This window comes from Streptomyces roseofulvus (assembly GCF_039534915.1).
Lineage (GTDB): Bacteria > Actinomycetota > Actinomycetes > Streptomycetales > Streptomycetaceae > Streptomyces > Streptomyces roseofulvus.
In genome coordinates, this window is sequence record NZ_BAAAWE010000001.1 from 2,405,217 (window position 1) to 2,422,186 (window position 16,970).

Consider the following 16,970-nt stretch of genomic DNA (forward strand, 5'->3'; position numbering starts at 1 on the left):
TCGTACGCCCTGGTGGACGCCCGTACGGACGATCGCCCGGTCTCATCCACCGGCCCCGCGTCCCGCCTTCCGTCAACAAGTGCGAAGATGGGTTCTCGGCAGGACAGGGCCCCCACCACAGGGCCGAAATAATGCGGCCGGACACCGGAGCCGCCGCCTGGTCATCGACGACCGGCGACGAGCGCACATGCATGGAGGACGTGACGTGGCGAACGACGCCAGCACCGTTTTCGACCTAGTGATCCTCGGCGGCGGTAGCGGCGGTTACGCCGCGGCGCTGCGCGGAGCGCAGCTGGGCCTGGACGTCGCACTGATCGAGAAGAACAAGCTCGGCGGCACCTGCCTGCACAACGGCTGCATCCCGACGAAGGCCCTGCTCCACGCCGGCGAGGTCGCCGACCAGGCGCGCGAGGCGGAGCAGTTCGGTGTCAGGGCCTCCTTCGAGGGCATCGACATCAAGGCCGTGCACAAGTACAAGGACGACGTGATCTCGGGCCTCTACAAGGGTCTGCAGGGTCTGGTCGCCTCCCGCAAGGTCACCTACATCGAGGGCACCGGCCGCCTGTCCTCCCCGACCTCCGTCGACGTCGACGGGCGCCGGGTCGAGGGCCGCCACGTCCTCCTCGCCACCGGTTCCGTGCCGAAGTCCCTGCCCGGCCTGGAGATCGACGGCAACCGGATCATCACCTCGGACCACGCCCTCACCCTGGACCGTGTGCCGGAGTCCGCCATCATCCTCGGCGGCGGTGTGATCGGCGTCGAGTTCGCCTCCGCGTGGAAGTCCTTCGGCACCGACGTCACGGTGATCGAGGGCATGAAGCACCTCGTCCCGGTCGAGGACGAGAACAGCTCCAAGCTCCTCGAGCGCGCCTTCCGCAAGCGCGGCATCAAGTTCAACCTCGGCACCTTCTTCCAGAGCGCCGAGTACACCGAGAACGGTGTGAAGGTCACCCTCGCCGACGGCAAGACCTTCGAGGCCGAGGTGCTGCTCGTCGCCATCGGCCGCGGCCCGGTCTCGGCCGGCCTCGGCTACGAGGAGCAGGGCATCGCGATGGACCGCGGCTACGTCCTGGTGGACGAGTACATGCGGACCAACGTGCCCACGATCTCCGCGGTCGGCGACCTGGTCCCGACGCTCCAGCTCGCGCACGTCGGCTTCGCCGAGGGCATCCTCGTCGCGGAGCGGCTGGCCGGTCTGAAGACCGTCCCGATCGACTACGACGGCGTGCCCCGGGTGACGTACTGCCACCCCGAGGTCGCCTCCGTCGGCATCACCGAGGCCAAGGCCAAGGAGATCTACGGCGCGGACAAGGTCGTCGCCCTCAAGTACAACCTGGCGGGCAACGGCAAGAGCAAGATCCTGAAGACCGCGGGCGAGATCAAGCTCGTCCAGGTCAAGGACGGTGCCGTGGTCGGCGTCCACATGGTCGGTGACCGCATGGGCGAGCAGGTCGGCGAAGCGCAGCTGATCTACAACTGGGAGGCGCTGCCGGCCGAGGTCGCGCAGCTCATCCACGCCCACCCGACGCAGAACGAGGCGCTCGGCGAGGCCCACCTGGCCCTGGCCGGCAAGCCGCTGCACTCCCACGACTGACGCTCACGTCATCACAGGGCGCGACGACCAACTTCCGCAATTCGTTAGGAGCAACTGAAACCATGTCGGTTTCCGTAACCCTGCCGGCGCTCGGCGAGAGCGTCACCGAGGGCACCGTCACCCGCTGGCTCAAGGCCGAGGGCGAGCGCGTCGAGGCGGACGAGCCGCTGCTCGAGGTCTCGACCGACAAGGTCGACACCGAGATCCCGGCCCCCGCCTCCGGCATCCTCGCCTCCATCAAGGTCGCCGAGGACGAGACCGTCGAGGTCGGCGCCGAGCTCGCCATCATCGACGACGGCTCCGGCGCCCCCGCGGCCGCCCCGGCCCCCGCCGCCGAGGCCGCCCCGGCTCCGGCCGCCGAGCCGGCTCCGGCCCCCGTGGCCGAGGCCCCCGCCGCCCCGGCTCCGGCTCCGGCCGCCGAGGCTCCCGCCGCCGCGCCGGCCGGTGGCGCCTCCGGTACGGACGTCGTGCTGCCCGCGCTGGGCGAGTCCGTCACCGAGGGCACCGTCACCCGCTGGCTGAAGTCGGTCGGCGAGACCGTCGAGGCCGACGAGCCGCTGCTCGAGGTCTCGACCGACAAGGTCGACACCGAGATCCCCGCCCCCGCCTCCGGCGTTCTCCTGGAGATCGTCGTCGGTGAGGACGAGACCGCCGAGGTCGGCGCCAAGCTCGCCGTCATCGGTGCCGCGGGTGCCGCTCCGGCCGCCGCCCCGGCCCCGGCTCCGGCCGCCCCCGCCGCCGCTCCGGCCCCTGCCCCGGCCCCGGCTGCTCCGGCCGCCCCGGCTGCGGCTCCCGCTCCGGCCGCCCCGGCCGCGCCCGCCGCCGCCCCGGCTCCGGCGGCCCCGGTCGCTCCGTCGATCGCCCCGGCGGTCGTCACCCCGGTCCCGGCCGCTCCGGCCCCGGCCGCCCCCGCCGCCCCGGCGGAGGACGGCGCCTACGTGACCCCGCTGGTCCGCAAGCTCGCCACCGAGAACGGTGTCGACCTGGCGTCCGTCAAGGGTTCCGGCGTCGGCGGCCGGATCCGCAAGCAGGACGTCCTCGCGGCCGCCGAGGCCAAGAAGGCCGCCCCGGCCCCCGCCGCCGCTGCCGCCCCGGCCGCCGCGTCGAAGGCCGCTCCGGCCCTGGAGGTCTCCCCGCTCCGCGGCCAGACCGTCAAGATGACCCGCATGCGCAAGGTCATCGGCGACAACATGATGAAGGCGCTGCACTCGCAGGCCCAGCTGACCTCGGTCGTCGAGGTGGACATCACCAAGCTGATGCAGCTGCGCGCCCGCGCCAAGGACGCCTTCGCCGCCCGTGAGGGCGTCAAGCTCTCCCCGATGCCGTTCTTCGTGAAGGCGGCGGCCCAGGCGCTGAAGGCCCACCCGGTCATCAACGCCCGGATCAACGAGGACGAGGGCACGATCACCTACTTCGACTCCGAGAACATCGGGATCGCGGTGGACTCCGAGAAGGGTCTGATGACCCCGGTCATCAAGGGTGCGGGCGACCTCAACATCGCCGGCATCTCCAAGAAGACCGCGGAGCTGGCGGCCGCCGTGCGCGCCTCCAAGATCACCCCGGACGACCTGGCCGGCGCGACCTTCACCATCTCCAACACCGGTTCGCGCGGTGCGCTGTTCGACACCGTCATCGTCCCGCCGAACCAGGTCGCCATCCTGGGCATCGGCGCCACGGTGAAGCGTCCGGCCGTCATCGAGACCGCCGAGGGCACGGTCATCGGCATCCGCGACATGACCTACCTGTCGCTGTCCTACGACCACCGTCTGGTGGACGGCGCCGACGCCGCCCGCTACCTGACGGCCGTCAAGGCGATCCTGGAGGCCGGCGAGTTCGAGGTGGACCTCGGCCTGTAAGGCTCCAGAGGGCGCTGCGCGCCCAGGAGGCAACGTAACGAGCCTCACCAGCGGTGTCCCCGTCCGGATGTGTGTCCGGGCGGGGACACCGCCGTATTGTCTAAGGGTCACGAAACTCCCGGAGGAGCCGCTCCATGACCGTCCCCGTCGTCCACTCGCTGCGCGAGCAGATCCGCGAGCACATCGTGGAGGGGATCGTCAGCGGCCGCTGGAAGCCGGGCGAGCGGATCGTGGAGCGCCGGATCGCGACCGAGCTGGAGGTCTCCCAGACCCCGGTCCGCGAGGCGCTGCGGGAGCTGGAGTCGCTGCGGCTGATCGAGTCGGCGCCGAACAAGGGCGTCCGGGTCCGCAACCTCACCGCCGCCGACCTGGAGGAGAGCTACCCGGTCCGGGCCGGCCTGGAGCAGATCGCGGCCGAGCTGGCCGCGCCCCGGCTCTCCGCCGACTGCTCGACGCTGGAGCCGCACGTGGCGGCGCTGTACGAGGCGGACGCCACCTCCGACGGCACGGCGCAGGTGCGGCACACGGTGGCCTTCCACCGCGAGCTGGTGAAGGCGGCCGGGAACAGCGTGCTGCTGCACACCTGGGAGGGCCTGGGCATCGAGGTCTTCACCGCGCTGTCGATCCGCTGGCTGGGGACGGTGCAGAAGTCGTACGCGGAGGAGCACCAGGAGCTGGTGGAGGCGTTCCGCCGGGGCGATCCGAACATCGGGGCCCTGGTAAAGGCGCACGTGCTGGGCTGCGCCCCCAGGGCGTGACCGGCGGACCCGGGTTTTCGCAGGTCAGAGCCTCGCTTCGGCGGGGCTCCGGGCGTTTTCCGGCCGTTCGAAAAAGAGGCACCGGGTGCCCGCTTTCGCGGCACCCTGTGCCGACTTTCTCGATCTGAAGAGGTTTCCTCCTTCAACCCTTTGATCGATCATCGATCGGCGGTTTACAGTCTTCGGCGGGCCGTCACCCGGCCCTCCGCCCTGTCCTGCCAGACAAGGCACCGTTTTTATCTCCACCCCCATCTGTCCGGAAGGCGGCGATCATGACCGATCCCGTAGGCAAGATTCCGAGCGAGCTCGACCAGCTCCCGGACCGTGACACCGAGGAGACCGCCGAGTGGGCGGCCTCCCTGGACGCCGTCACCAAGGCCGCCGGCCCCCACCGGGCCGCCTACCTGATGCGCCGCACGCTCCAGCACGCCGAGGGCGCGGGCCTGGCCCTGCCCAAGCTGCTGGAGACGGACTACCTCAACACCATCCCCACCTCCGCCGAGCCCGTCATCGACGGCGACGAGGAGATGGAGCGGAAGATCACCGCGTGGAACCGCTGGAACGCGGCCGCGATGGTCACCCGCGGCTCGAAGCACGGCGTCGGCGGCCACATCGCCACCTTCGCCTCCGCGGCCTGGCTCTACGAGACGGGCTTCAACCACTTCTTCAAGGGCAAGGAGGGGGACGGCTCCGGCGACCAGCTCTACATCCAGGGCCACGCCTCCCCCGGCATCTACGCCCGCGCCTTCCTCGACGGCCGCCTGGACGAGTCGCACCTCGACAACTTCCGGCAGGAGTCGGGCGGCAACGGCCTGCCCTCCTACCCGCACCCGCGCCGCCTCCCCTGGCTGTGGGAGTTCCCCACCGTCTCCATGGGCCTCGGCCCGCTCTCCGCGATCTACCAGGCGCGCTTCAACCGCTACCTGACCAACCGCGGCATCAAGGACGTCTCCGCCTCGCACGTCTGGGCCTTCCTGGGCGACGGCGAGATGGACGAGCCCGAGTCGACGGCGGCCCTCGCGCTCGCCGCCCGCGAGGGCCTGGACAACCTGACCTTCGTCATCAACTGCAACCTGCAGCGCCTCGACGGCCCGGTCCGCGCCAACTTCAAGATCGTGCAGGAGCTGGAGGCCCAGTTCCGCGGCGCCGGCTGGAACGTCGTCAAGACCCTCTGGGGCAACGCCTGGGACGAGCTGTTCGCGCTCGACACCACCGGCGCCCTGGTCCGCCGCCTCCGCGAGGTGCCGGACGCGCAGGTCCAGACGTACCAGACCCGCGACGCCGCCTACATCCGCCAGGACTTCTTCGGCAAGGACCCCGAGCTCGCCGCCATGGCGCAGCTGCTCTCCGACGACAAGATCCTGGAGTGCTTCCACCTCTCGCGCGGTGGCCACGAGCCGCGCAAGGTGTACGCCGCGTACAAGGCCGCCCTGGAGTTCAAGGGCGCCCCGACCGTGATCCTGGCGCAGACCGTCAAGGGCTTCACCCTGGGTGAGGGCTTCGCGTCGAAGAACGCGAACCACCAGATGAAGAAGCTCACGACGGACGAGTTCAAGAACATGCGTGACCTTCTGGAGCTGCCGATCTCCGACGCGCAGTTCGTCGACGGTGTGGTGCCCTACGGCCACCCCGGCGCCGACTCCCCCGAGGTCCGCTACCTCAAGGAGCGCCGCGCTGCCCTCGGCGGCCCCGCCCCGGCCCGCCGCGTCCACCCGGTCGCGCCGCTCCCGGCCCCGGCCGAGAAGGCGTTCGCCTCCTTCGACAAGGGCTCCGGCTCGCAGTCGGTCGCCACCACGATGGCCTTCGTGCGCCTGGTGAAGGACCTGGTCCGCGACAAGGAGACCGGCAAGCGCTGGGTCCCGATCGTCCCGGACGAGGCCCGCACCTTCGGCATGGAGTCCCTCTTCCCCTCGCTCGGCATCTACTCGCCGAAGGGCCAGACGTACGAGCCGGTCGACCGCGACCAGCTGATGTACTACAAGGAGGCCGTCAACGGCCAGATCCTGAACGAGGGCATCACCGAGGCCGGCTCGATGGCCGACTTCATCGCCGCGTCGACCGCGTACTCCACGCACGGCGAGACGATGATCCCGTTCTACATCTTCTACTCGATGTTCGGCTGGCAGCGGACCGCCGACCAGATGTGGCAGCTCGGCGACCAGCTCGGCCGCGGCTTCCTCGTCGGCGCCACCGCCGGCCGCACCACCCTGACCGGTGAGGGCCTCCAGCACGCCGACGGCCACTCCCCCGTCATCGCGGCCACCAACCCGGCGGCGCTGACCTACGACCCGGCCTTCGCCTACGAGGTCGCGGCCATCGTCAAGGAGGGTCTGCGCCGGATGTACGGCGAGGCCGCGCCGGGCGAGGACCAGGACGTCTTCTACTACCTGACGGTCTACAACGAGCCGATGCCGCAGCCGGCCAAGCCGGGCCACGCGGGCGTCGACGAGGGCATCGTCAAGGGCCTGTACCGCTTCAACACCGCCGAGTCGGCCGGTCTCACCGTGCCCGCCAACGCGCCGCGGATCCAGCTGCTCGGCTCGGGCACCGCGATCCACTGGGCCCTGGAGGCGCAGAAGCTGCTCGCCGAGGAGTGGGGCGTGGCCGCCGACGTGTGGTCCGCCACCTCCTGGACCGAGCTGCGCCGCGACGCCCTGGAGGCGGACGCCGCCCTGCTGCGCGGCGAGGAGCGCGTCCCGTACCTGCGCCAGGCCCTCGCGGGCGTCGAGTCGCCGGTCCTGGCGGTCTCCGACTACATGCGCCAGGTCCCGGACCAGATCGCGCAGTGGGTCGAGCAGGACTACTCGTCGCTGGGCGCCGACGGCTTCGGCCTCTCGGACACCCGCGCCGCGGCCCGCCGCCACTTCGGCGTCGACGCCCAGTCGATCGTCGCCGCCTCGCTGGCCCAGCTCGCCCGCCGCGGCGAGGTCCCGGCCACCGCGGTGAAGGAGGCGCGCGAGCGCTACGGCCTGTAAGGCCGGTGTGTCAGTGGCGGCGCGCATGATGTGACGTATGCGCGCCGCCCGACTCATCAAGATGGTCCTGCTGCTCCAGAACCGCGCCTCCATGACGGCGGCCGAGCTCGCCGCCGAGCTGGAGGTGTCGGAGCGGACCGTCACGCGTGATGCCCTCGCCCTCTCGGAGGCGGGGGTTCCCGTGTATGCGGACCGGGGCAGGGCCGGTGGGTACCGGCTGGTCGGCGGGTACCGCACGCGGCTGACCGGGCTCGCCAAGGACGAGGCGGAGGCGCTGTTCCTCTCCGGACTGCCGGGCGCGCTGCGGGACATGGGGCTCCAGGACGCGGCCTCGGCGGCCCGGCTGAAGGTGTCGGCGGCGCTGCTGCCGTCGCTGGCGGACGCGCCGGGATCGGCGGCCCGCCGTTTCCATCTGGACGCGCCCGGCTGGTACCAGGAGCCGGAGACGCCGGAGCTGCTGCCCGCGGTGGCGGAGGCGGTCTGGGACGACCGCCGGCTGTCGGCGCGCTACCGGCGGCGGGGCGGCGAGGAGGTCGAGCGGGAGCTGGAGCCGTACGGGCTCGTCCTGAAGGCGGGCGTCTGGTACGTGTGCGCCCGCGCGGGGAGTTCGTACCGCACTTACCGGGTGGACCGGTTCACGGCGGTGGCGGTGGGCGAGGAGCGGTTCGACCGCGACCCGGGGTTCGCGCTGGACGCGTTCTGGGCGGAGCGTGCGGCGGAGTTCGCGCGCTCGCTGCTGCGGGGCGAGGTGGTGCTGCGGCTGACGGAGGCGGGGGCGCGCCGGCTGCCGTACGTGACGGACCGGGCGGCGGCGGAGGAGGCCCTGGCGGGTGCCGTGCCGGACGGCGACGGGCGGGTGACGGCGACGCTCCGGGTGGAGAACGAGGAGGTCGCCTTCGGGCAGCTCTTCGGGCTCGGCCCGGAGGCGGAGGTGGTGGCCCCCGCCTCCCTGCGCGCGCGGTTCGCCGAGGCGGCGCGGGCGGCGGCCGAGCGTTACCGGTAGTCCTCGACCCGGGTGTCCGGGTCGGTCTCCTTGGCCACGATGAAGCCCCAGGAGTCGGGCCGGGAGCCGTCCTCGTCGGTGAAGCCGTACTCCCGGGCGAGCCGGCCGCTGTCGAGCGACTGGCCGTTCCAGCGGGCGCGGTCGGGGTCGGCGGCGAGGGCGGCGACGCCCCGGCCGACGTAGACCGGGGACTCGGAGACGGCGAAGTCGGCGAGCTGCTTCGTCGCGTCGCGCCAGTTCTCCTCGGTGACGCCGAAGTGGGCGAGCATCTGCTCGGAGCGGAGCCAGCCGGGGCTGACGGAGACGGCGGTGCCGCCGGTGTCGGCGAGTTCCTTCGCGAGGCCGAAGGCCATCCGGATGGGCGCGTTCTTGGCGAGGTCGTAGAAGAGGTTCTCGCGGTAGTGGGTGCCGTTGTAGGCGTCGGTGCCGTCGGTGACCTCGACGACGAGGCCGCCGGGGTGGCGGTTGAGCAGCGGCAGCGCGGTGTGCGAGGTGACGAGGTGGGTGCGCACGCCGAGTTCGAGCATGCGCAGGCCGTCGGCGAGGTCGATGTCCCAGGTGTGCTTGCCGAAGGTGTCGACGAGGAGGTGTTCGCCGCCCCAGACGTCGTTGACGAGGACGTCGAGCCGGCCGCGCTCGCGGTCGATCCGGTCGACGAGGGCGCGGACCTGGGCGGGGTCGAGGTGGTCGGTGGGGACGGCGACGCCCTCGCCGCCGGCGGCGGTGACCAGTTCGGCGGTCTCCTCGATGGTCTCGGTGGCGCGGCCGACCTCGCTGAGCTTCTCCCGGGTGGTGCGGCCGGTGACGTAGACGGTGGCGCCGGCGGTGCCGAGCTGGACGGCGATGGCCCGTCCGGCGCCCCGGGTGGCCCCGGCGACCAGGCAGATCCGTCCGTGCAGCGGCTTCGTTTCGTTGGTCATGCGGTCAGGCTGGCAGGAATACCGGACATCTTCTGTCTGGATGGAAACGGACTTTCCGGGTGCGTCGCGGGCGGCGAGACCCGATGCTGGTGCCGTGATGGACGAGACCGAGTTCTGGGAGATCATCGACGCCACCCGCGAGGAGGCCGAGGGCGACCCCGAGGAGCAGGCGGATCTGCTCGTGGAGCGGCTGACCCGGCTGGATCCGGACACGGTGCTCGACTACGCGCGCCACTTCGAGGCCCGGTTCAACCGCGCGTACCACTGGGACGTGTGGGGGGCGGCGGCGGTGCTGCTGGACGGCGCCGGGGCGGTCGAGGAGGGTTTCGACGCGTTCCGCTGCTGGCTGATCGGCCAGGGCCGGGAGGTGTACGAGGGCGGGGTCGCCGATCCGGACGAGCTCGCGGAGCTGCTCGACGCCTTCGATCCGGAGCTGGACGGGGACGGCGAGGAGATCGGTTTCGCGGCGGACGAGGCGTACGAGACGCTGACCGGGACGGAGACGCCGGACCTGGGGATCGCGATGCCGGACGGCGAGCCGGAGGGCGTGCCGCTGGACCTGGCCGACGAGGAGGCCCTGGCGGCCCGGCTGCCGCGGCTGTGGGAGCGGTTCAGGCCCTGACGAGCGCCGGGGCCCGAACCGGGGTGCTCAGAAGTGGGTGCCGCCGTCGACGCGGACCTCGGTGCCGGTGATGAAGCGGCCGTCCTCGGAGGCGAGCATCGCGACGACGCCGGCGACGGTCTCGGGGCCGGCGAAGCCCTGGCCGAGGGCGGGGGCGAGCTTCGTGAAGAGCGCCATGTCGGCGTCGGCGGGGAGGCCGGGGCCCACGGACTGCCGGCTGGCGCCGGAGCCGTCGGTCATGCCGGAGGAGATGGAGCCGGGCTGGACGGCGGTGAAGCGGATGCCCTGCTTGGCGTACTCGGCGGCGAGGGCGTGGGTCATGGACTGGATGCCGCCCTTGCTGGCCGCGTAGGCCGCCATGTAGGGGTGGGCGAACATCGCCGAGGTGGAGGAGAAGTTCACGACGGCGGCGCCGTCGCCCTCCAGGAGCGCCGGGATCGCCTCGCGGATCATGAGGAAGGTGCCGGTCAGGTTGATCCGGATCACCTGCTCGAAGGCGTCGAGGCCGGTCTCGTGGGTGTGCGAGGAGCGGAGCACGCCGGCGGCGTTGACCAGCACGTCCAGGCCGCCGAGGGCGGTGACGGCGGCGGCGACACCGGCCCGTACGGACTCCTCGTCGGCGACGTTCACAAGGAGGGTGCTCAGCCGGTCGGCGGCGTCCCCGGCCTTGGCGACGGTGTCCTTCAGGCCGTCCTCGCTGATGTCGGCGGCGACGACGCGGCCGCCCTCGGCGAGCATGCGCAGGACGGTGGCCTGGCCGATGCCGGAGCCGCCGCCGGTGACCAGGGCGCGGCGTCCTTCGTAGCGGGTGAGCTGGTTCATGGCGGGGACCTCTCGGTGCAGGACTTCTCGAATCGCTGACACCGTACGCCTACGTGGCACGTTTTGCCACATGTGCACAACGCGCAGTTCCGCTGGGTGGAGGCGTACCCTCGTACGGTGACCAAGCGACCCGGGCCGGCCCCCTCGACGCCCTCCCTGACCCAGCGCCGCAAGGCCGCCACCCAGCTGGACATCGCCCGCGCGGCGGCCGAGCTCTTCACCGAGCACGGGCCGGACGGCACCACCGCCGAGTCCATCGCCCTGCGGTCCGGGGTCGCGCTGCGCACCTTCTACCGCTACTTCCGCTCCAAGCAGGACGCCGTCGCCCCGCTCCTCGCGGGCGGCGCCGACCGCTGGCGGGAGTCGCTCGCCGCCACCGGCCCCGGGACGCCCCTGCCGGCCGCCCTGGAGGGCTCGATCGCCGCCTCCCTGACCCCCGAGGACGAGGAGGCGGCGGAGGCGCTGCGCTGGACCCGGGGGCTGCTGCGCGCCTCCGCCGAGGACCCGGCGCTGCGGGCGGTCTGGTACCGGGTCAACCAGGAGTCGGAGGAGCGGCTGCGGGAGGTCCTGGCGGAGCTGGCCGGACCGACGGCCGACCCGCTGGAGGTACGGCTCGCCGCGGCGGCCGCCACCGACGCGATCCGCCTCGCCCTGGAGAGCTGGGCGGAGTCCGACGCGCCCGTCGACGGCCCCGGCTCCCCCGCCGCCCTCGCCCTGCGCTGCCTGCGCGAGCTGATGGGCGGCGTACGGCTGTGGAACCAGGCCCTAGCGGAGTGACCGGCCCATCAGGACGTCGTCGACGGGCGCGCCCCCGACGATGAACTCGCCCGGCAGGACGCCCTCCACCGCGAAGCCCTCGGCCTCGTAGAGCGCGCGGGCGGGGACGTTGTGCCCGAGGACCCGCAGGGTGATCCGGGTGGCGCCGTCGGCCCGGGCCTTCGCCAGGGCGGCCCGCAGCAGGGCGCGCCCCACCCCCTGGCCGCGCGCCTCGCCGGCGACGGCCAGGCCCTGGACCTGGCGGACGTGGGCGTTCGAGTCGAGCGGCGTCGGCCGCGCCACCCGCACGTACCCGAGGAGGACGCCGGACCGTTCGGCGACCAGGTAGTCCGCGGGCCGGTGGCGCTCGTCGAAGAAGGGCGGGTGCGGCTCCGAGGGTGGCGGCAGCACCGCGTGCAGCGGCGACCAGACGGCCCGGTCCAGGGCGCCCAGCGGCTCGGCGTCGCCCGGCTGGGCGGCTCGGATCACGAAGGTCTCCGGCGCGGTCATGCGAGCCACTCTGCCACGCCGGGACCGCACCGGGCAGGATGGGCGCATGCAGCCTTCCGCCCACCGCAAGCGCGTCGCCGTCACCGGGGCCTCCGGTCTCATCGGGGCCGCCCTCGTCCGCTCCCTGCGCGCCGACGGGCACGACGTCCTCCGGCTCGTCCGCCGGCCCGCCAGGACCGCCGACGAGGTCGAGTGGGACCCGAAGCGGCTGTACGTGGACTCGGCCGGGCTCGTCGGCGTGGACGCCGTGGTGCACCTGGCGGGCGCCGGCGTCGGCGAGCGCCGGTGGAACGAGGCGTACAAGAAGGAGATCCGGGACAGCCGGGTGCTCGGCACCGCCGCGATCGCACAGGCGCTCGCCGGGCTCGCCGAGCCGCCGGAGACGCTGGTCTGCGGCACGGCCCTCGGCTGGTACGGCGACACCGGCAGCCGCGCGGTGGACGAGAGCGCCCCGGCCGGCACCGGCTTCCTGCCCTCGGTGTGCGTGGAGTGGGAGGCCGCCGCGGCCCCCGCCGAGGAGGCCGGGATCCGGGTGACGTACGCCCGCACCGGACTGGTGGTGGCCCGTCAGGGCGGGGCCTGGGGACGGCTGTTCCCCCTCTTCCGGGCCGGACTCGGCGGACGGATGGGCGACGGCGGCCAGTACTGGTCCTTCATCTCGCTCCACGACGAGGTCGCCGCGCTGCGGCACCTGATGGACACTCCGGAGCTCTCCGGGCCGGTGAACCTCACCGCGCCCGAGCCGGTCACCAACCGCGAGGTGACCGCCGCCATGGGCCGGGTGCTGCGCCGCCCGACCCCCTTCCCGGTCCCCGCGGCCGCGCTGAAGCTCGTCCTCGGCGACTTCGCCGCGGACGTCCTCGGCAGCCAGCGGGTGGTGCCGGGGCGGCTGCTCTCCTCCGGTTTCACCTTCGCCTTCCCCACCATCGACGACTCGATCCGGGCCGCCGCCGCCCGCTGAACCGCCCCTCCCCCGCCGGGGCCCTGCGCTCCCTGCGCTCCCCCGTGCTCCGGCAAGCCCGCCGCGCGCGGGCCCCGTGCCGTGGGAGCGCTGCCTACCCTCGGTGCCCACCAGTCGACACGGATCGCGAACTCGGGCATTCCGGGGGCCGGTTGGGGGCATAGGCCCCCAACAGGCGGCGCAGACCTGGGGAGGGGCACGTGCTCAGTACCGCACGCAGCGCACAGCTGGCACGACAGACACAGCACACGGACGAACTCGACGAGGTCGACGTGGTCGTCGTCGGCGCCGGGATCGCCGGGCTGACGGCGGCCCGGCGGCTGACCGGGGCCGGGCTCTCGGTCGCCGTCCTGGAGGCCGAGCCGTTCGTCGGCGGCCGGCACGCCACCGGCCGGACCGACGGCTTCCGGCTCGACCGGGTGGGGCGGCTGCTCACCCTCTCGCCGGAGGAGCTGCGGGCCCTCCCGGGCCTCGACGGCGTGGTGCCGCGCCCCTTCGCGCCCGGGGTGCTGATCCACTCCGACGGGCGGTACGCCCGCTGGGGCGCCCCGCACCCCCGGAACCGCAGGGGCGCGCTGACCGTGGCGCGCGCCCTCGCGAGCGCCCCCCGGCATCCGGCCGCCTCGCTGGACCAGGCGCGGCTCGGCGCCTCGCTGGTGCGGCTGGCGGCGACGCCGACGCAGCGGCTGCTCGCCCGGCCGGACCGGACCGCGCGGGAGGCGCTGTCGGGCCGGCTGCCGGCCAGGACCGTGCAGACGGTGCTGCGGCCGCTGCTCGCGGCCCTCCTCGCCGATCCGGACCTGGCGGTGTCGAGCCGGCGGGCCGATCTGGCGCTGCGGGCCTTCGCCCGGGGCCGGGTGTCGGTGCCGGAGGGCGGGTCCGCGGTCGTGCCGGAGCGGCTCGCGGCGCTGCTGCCGCCGGGCACGGTACGGACCGGGGTCCGGGTCACCGAGGTGTCGGCGGCCCGGGTCGGCACGGCGGAGCACGGCACGGTCCGCTGCCGGGCGGTGGTCCTCGCGACGGGCGCGCGGACGGCGGCCGCGCTGCTGCCGGGCCTGCGGGTGCCCGCGTACCACCCGGTGACGGTGCTGCACCACACGGCGCCGGTGGCGCCCACGACGGAGCCGGCGCTGCTCGTGGAGTCGGATCCGGGCGGGCCGGTGGCGCACACGGCGGTGATGAGCGCGGTGGACCCGACGCGGGCGCCGGCGGGCCGGCCGCTGATCACCTCGACGGTCCTCGGGACGCCGCCGGACGACGCCGAGCGGCGGGTCCGCAAGCACCTGGCGGCCCTGTACGGCACCTCCACGGACGAGTGGGAGCTGCTGGCCCTGCACCACACCCGGGACGCGGTGCTCGCCACTCCGCCGGCGCACGACCCGTGCCGTTCGGTGCGGCTGCTCGCGGGCCTGTACGTGTGCGGCGACCACCGCGGGGCGGGCACCCTGCGGTCCACGCTGGCCACCGGGGGGCGCGCCGCCGGCGCCGTCCTCGCGGACCTGGGGCTGCGCCCGCCGGTCCTGGAGGAGGCGGAGGAGGAGGCCGCCTAGCCGGGGCTAGCCGAGGGCGGCCACCCGGTCGCGGTAGGTGCGGACGGGCGGGGCGTCCCGGTACGGCTCCAGGCGGCGCTCGAAGTCGCGGACGTACTCGATCGCACGGGCCGAGCGCATCTCGGCGGCCTGCTGGGCGGCCTCGGCGCCCAGCGCGCACGCCTGGTCCAGCTCGCCGAGGGCGAGCCGGGCGGTGGCGAGGACGACCCGGCAGAAGAGCCTGCTGCGGGCGTAGCCCGGGGCCCGGAGCTGGAGGGCCCGTTCGGCGTGCTGGGCGGCGGGGCGGTACTGCTGGAGGTCGCGGTGGCAGTGGCCGAGCTCGTCGGCGAGCTGGGCCTCGTCGAAGGAGCGGGCCCAGGAGGGCACGTCGTCGCCGGGCCGGGCGGCCTCCAGGGCCCGCTCGGCGCGGACCAGGGAGGCGCTGCACGCGCGGGCCTCGGAGAGGACGGCGTGGCCGCGGGCCTCGACGGCGTGCAGCATCGCCTGGACGACGGGGGGCGCGGCGGAGCCGACGCCCTGCTGGGCGACCCGGGCGAGCTGCACGGCCTCCCGCCCGTGGCCGAGGTAGACGGCCTGGCAGCTCATGGTGAGGAGCACGTAGGAGCCGTAGGCGCGGTCGCCGGCGGCCTGGGCGAGGCGCAGCGCCTGCACGAAGTAGCGCTGGGCGAGGCCGTGGGCGGCGATGTCGTACGAGGTCCAGCCGGCGAGCCGGGTGAGGTCGGCGGCGGCGGCGAAGAGGCGCCTTCCGGTGGCCTCGCCGTAGGTGCCGCGGAGCATGGGCTCGGCCTCGTGCTCCAGGTAGCGGACGAGGGCCTGGCGGGCGTGGCCGCCGCCGTAGGCGTGGTCGAGGGTGCGGAAGAGGTCGCCGACGGAGCGGAGGGCGGCGACGTCGCCGCCGGTGACGCGCTGGCCGGGGCCGCGCTCGGTGCCGCGCTGGCGGGGCACGGAGAAGCGGCCCTGCGCGGGCACCCGGGGGTCGGTGCCGATCGCCCGGACCGGCCCGCCGCCGGTCCCGCCGGGGCGGACCACCGGCACGGGCGGGGCGGGCTCGCCGCGGGCGACCCGGTCGTCGGCGCGGCCGATCAGCCAGTCGCGGCTGGGCACCACGAGTCCGGCGGGGGTGAAGGCGATCTTGCGGAGTTCGGCGTGGCTGCCGGAGTCCTTGCGCCAGAGCCCGCTGACGATGTCCACGGCCTCCTCGGGGGTGGCGGCGAACTCCAGGCCCGCGTAGACGGGCGCGCAGGCGTCGAGGCCGAGGTCCTGGGCGGAGAGCCGGCGGCCGAGGCGGCGGGTGAAGACCTCGGCGATGAGCGCGGGCGTGGTGCCCCGCGGCTGCTGCCCGCGCAGCCACCGGGTCACGGACGTCTTGTCGTACCGCAGGTCGAGCCCGTGCTCCAGGCCCAGCTGGTCCACCCTTCTGGCGAGCCCCGCGTTGGAGAACCCGGCTTCGGCGATGAGCGCGGCGAGCTGGCGGTTCGGGACGCGCTGCGGTGGTCGTTCCGTCATCGGCTGTGCGGTCTCCTGCCTTCGGGCGCAGGTGGCAGCCCGTTTCGACCCTGCTGGAACGGCGTGAATGTAGCGGTCATCCCGGCCCGTACCGCCAGCTTCGCCCCACATTCATCCGATCGTGTGAGGAACCGGAACCCCCGTTGCCAACCTCCGCTGACCCGGGTCCCTCTCCGGATACGCCTCCACCTGCCCCGAACGTTCGCGCGGGGTCGCCGTACAGTGGCAGGGGCGCGTAAGACGCAGGGTGCCGGGCCGGCTCCCGCCCCGGGACGATCCCCGGAACCCGGCCGCGGGCACCCAGGAGGAGGCATGGCCGTGAGTGAGCTGCAATTCGTCCGCCTGGGCTTCGGCGAGGACGCCGTCGAGTACCAGGTGGCCTGGGACAAGCAGCGCGAGGTGCACGCCGCGCGGTTCGCCGACGAGACCGGCGACACCTGTCTGCTCCTGGAGCACCCGCCGGTCTACACCGCCGGCCGCCGCACGGCGGAGAGCGAGCGGCCGCTCGACGGGACCCCGGTCGTCGACGTGGACCGCGGCGGGAAGATCACCTGGCACGGCCCCGGCCAGCTCGTCGGCTACCCGATCCTCAAGCTGCCCCGCCCGGTGGACGTCGTCGCCCATGTGCGCCGCCTGGAGGAGGCCCTGATCCGCACCGCCGCCGAGTTCGGGGTGGAGACCACCCGGGTCGAGGGCCGCAGCGGCGTCTGGGTGCTGGGCGACCCGGTGGAGCAGCGGCCCTCGCTGGGCGGGCTCTCGCTGGACTTCGACCCGCGGCTGACGGACGAGGAGTTCGACCCGCGCCTGAACGGCCCCGAGTACGCCCCGTCCAACGCCGGCCAGCGCCGCGAGGACCGCAAGCTCGCCGCCATCGGCATCCGGGTCGCCAAGGGCGTCACCATGCACGGCTTCGCGCTCAACGTGAACCCGGACAACGCCTGGTTCGACCGGATCATCCCGTGCGGCATCCGCGACGCGGGGGTCACCTCGCTCGCCAACGAGCTGGGCCGCGACCTCACCATCGAGGAGGTCCTCCCGGTGGTGGAGAGGCACCTGCGGGACGTCCTGGAGAACGCGGAGCTCAGGCCGCGGGAGATCGAGCGGCCGGTGGAGACCGCGTCCGCCTGAGGAATGCCG

The 16,970-nt window shown here is 73.8% G+C and carries 14 protein-coding genes; 10 read left to right on the top strand and 4 right to left on the bottom strand.

The window, feature by feature from the left end; translation table 11 throughout:
• The first annotated feature begins 205 nt into the window (after positions 1-205).
• The 5 genes from lpdA to ABFY03_RS11105 all read left to right on the top strand — a co-directional run bounded on the left by lpdA (position 206) and on the right by ABFY03_RS11105 (position 8,186).
• Positions 206-1,594 (top strand): dihydrolipoyl dehydrogenase, encoded by a 1,389-nt coding sequence (lpdA, locus tag ABFY03_RS11085; RefSeq protein ID WP_030496788.1) that lies wholly within the window; start codon positions 206-208, stop codon positions 1,592-1,594.
• A 62-nt stretch (positions 1,595-1,656) separates the two neighbouring features.
• Positions 1,657-3,450, top strand: coding sequence for a 2-oxoglutarate dehydrogenase, E2 component, dihydrolipoamide succinyltransferase (sucB, locus tag ABFY03_RS11090; protein WP_346169797.1), 1,794 nt, complete (start codon positions 1,657-1,659; stop codon positions 3,448-3,450).
• A 134-nt stretch (positions 3,451-3,584) separates the two neighbouring features.
• Entirely contained in the window at positions 3,585-4,208 is a 624-nt protein-coding gene (locus ABFY03_RS11095; RefSeq protein WP_031014059.1) for a GntR family transcriptional regulator, read from the top strand.
• Between the two features lie 272 nt (positions 4,209-4,480).
• Entirely contained in the window at positions 4,481-7,183 is a 2,703-nt protein-coding gene (gene aceE / locus ABFY03_RS11100; RefSeq protein ID WP_319008032.1) for a pyruvate dehydrogenase (acetyl-transferring), homodimeric type, read from the top strand.
• Positions 7,184-7,220: 37 nt separating this feature from the next.
• Positions 7,221-8,186: a helix-turn-helix transcriptional regulator gene (locus tag ABFY03_RS11105; RefSeq protein ID WP_319008031.1), complete on the top strand. Its 966-nt coding sequence runs from the start codon at positions 7,221-7,223 to the stop codon at positions 8,184-8,186.
• On the opposite strand, the gene ABFY03_RS11110 is transcribed toward ABFY03_RS11105, so the two are convergent.
• The gene (locus ABFY03_RS11110) at positions 8,177-9,106 is read right to left on the bottom strand and encodes an SDR family oxidoreductase (RefSeq protein WP_346169798.1); all 930 of its coding nucleotides are present in this window, start codon (positions 9,104-9,106) and stop codon (positions 8,177-8,179) included. The genes ABFY03_RS11105 and ABFY03_RS11110 overlap by 10 nt on opposite strands.
• 97 nt (positions 9,107-9,203) lie before the next feature.
• On the opposite strand from ABFY03_RS11110, the gene ABFY03_RS11115 reads away from it, so the two are divergent.
• Complete coding sequence (locus tag ABFY03_RS11115) at positions 9,204-9,728, top strand: DUF4240 domain-containing protein (protein ID WP_346172236.1); 525 nt, start codon at positions 9,204-9,206, stop codon at positions 9,726-9,728.
• Between the two features lie 27 nt (positions 9,729-9,755).
• Here the strand turns inward: ABFY03_RS11115 and ABFY03_RS11120 are convergent, their stop codons facing one another.
• Positions 9,756-10,550, bottom strand: coding sequence for an SDR family NAD(P)-dependent oxidoreductase (locus ABFY03_RS11120; protein ID WP_346169799.1), 795 nt, complete (start codon positions 10,548-10,550; stop codon positions 9,756-9,758).
• A gap of 117 nt (positions 10,551-10,667) precedes the next feature.
• On the opposite strand from ABFY03_RS11120, the gene ABFY03_RS11125 reads away from it, so the two are divergent.
• Positions 10,668-11,327, top strand: a complete 660-nt coding sequence (locus tag ABFY03_RS11125) for a TetR/AcrR family transcriptional regulator (protein WP_319008028.1) — start codon at positions 10,668-10,670, stop codon at positions 11,325-11,327.
• Here ABFY03_RS11125 and ABFY03_RS11130 read toward each other — a convergent pair.
• The gene (locus ABFY03_RS11130; RefSeq protein WP_346169800.1) at positions 11,316-11,816 is read right to left on the bottom strand and encodes a GNAT family N-acetyltransferase; all 501 of its coding nucleotides are present in this window, start codon (positions 11,814-11,816) and stop codon (positions 11,316-11,318) included. The genes ABFY03_RS11125 and ABFY03_RS11130 overlap by 12 nt on opposite strands.
• A gap of 46 nt (positions 11,817-11,862) precedes the next feature.
• Here ABFY03_RS11130 and ABFY03_RS11135 point away from each other — a divergent pair, with 46 nt between their 5' ends.
• Positions 11,863-12,777: a TIGR01777 family oxidoreductase gene (locus tag ABFY03_RS11135; protein ID WP_319008026.1), complete on the top strand. Its 915-nt coding sequence runs from the start codon at positions 11,863-11,865 to the stop codon at positions 12,775-12,777.
• Positions 12,778-13,004: 227 nt separating this feature from the next.
• Positions 13,005-14,327: an NAD(P)/FAD-dependent oxidoreductase gene (locus tag ABFY03_RS11140; protein WP_346172237.1), complete on the top strand. Its 1,323-nt coding sequence runs from the start codon at positions 13,005-13,007 to the stop codon at positions 14,325-14,327.
• A gap of 6 nt (positions 14,328-14,333) precedes the next feature.
• Here the strand turns inward: ABFY03_RS11140 and ABFY03_RS11145 are convergent, their stop codons facing one another.
• Positions 14,334-15,833 carry an NsdA family TPR-like regulatory protein gene (locus ABFY03_RS11145; RefSeq protein ID WP_319008025.1) on the bottom strand — a complete coding sequence of 500 codons (1,500 nt, stop codon included), beginning with the start codon at positions 15,831-15,833 and terminating at the stop codon, positions 14,334-14,336.
• A 318-nt stretch (positions 15,834-16,151) separates the two neighbouring features.
• On the opposite strand from ABFY03_RS11145, the gene lipB reads away from it, so the two are divergent.
• Positions 16,152-16,961, top strand: coding sequence for a lipoyl(octanoyl) transferase LipB (lipB, locus tag ABFY03_RS11150; protein WP_319008024.1), 810 nt, complete (start codon positions 16,152-16,154; stop codon positions 16,959-16,961).
• Positions 16,962-16,970: the final 9 nt, after the last annotated feature.

What these genes read in the sequence shown, in the direction of transcription:
- ABFY03_RS11145 (WP_319008025.1), bottom strand. Translation starts at nt 15,833, where the DNA reads ATGACGGAACGACCACCGCAGCGCGTCCCGAACCGCCAGCTCGCCGCG.
- aceE (WP_319008032.1), top strand. Translation starts at nt 4,481, where the DNA reads ATGACCGATCCCGTAGGCAAGATTCCGAGCGAGCTCGACCAGCTCCCG.
- ABFY03_RS11105 (WP_319008031.1), top strand. Translation starts at nt 7,221, where the DNA reads ATGCGCGCCGCCCGACTCATCAAGATGGTCCTGCTGCTCCAGAACCGC.
- ABFY03_RS11135 (WP_319008026.1), top strand. Translation starts at nt 11,863, where the DNA reads ATGCAGCCTTCCGCCCACCGCAAGCGCGTCGCCGTCACCGGGGCCTCC.
- ABFY03_RS11130 (WP_346169800.1), bottom strand. Translation starts at nt 11,816, where the DNA reads ATGACCGCGCCGGAGACCTTCGTGATCCGAGCCGCCCAGCCGGGCGAC.
- ABFY03_RS11110 (WP_346169798.1), bottom strand. Translation starts at nt 9,106, where the DNA reads ATGACCAACGAAACGAAGCCGCTGCACGGACGGATCTGCCTGGTCGCC.
- sucB (WP_346169797.1), top strand. Translation starts at nt 1,657, where the DNA reads ATGTCGGTTTCCGTAACCCTGCCGGCGCTCGGCGAGAGCGTCACCGAG.
- ABFY03_RS11115 (WP_346172236.1), top strand. Translation starts at nt 9,204, where the DNA reads ATGGACGAGACCGAGTTCTGGGAGATCATCGACGCCACCCGCGAGGAG.
- ABFY03_RS11120 (WP_346169799.1), bottom strand. Translation starts at nt 10,550, where the DNA reads ATGAACCAGCTCACCCGCTACGAAGGACGCCGCGCCCTGGTCACCGGC.
- ABFY03_RS11095 (WP_031014059.1), top strand. Translation starts at nt 3,585, where the DNA reads ATGACCGTCCCCGTCGTCCACTCGCTGCGCGAGCAGATCCGCGAGCAC.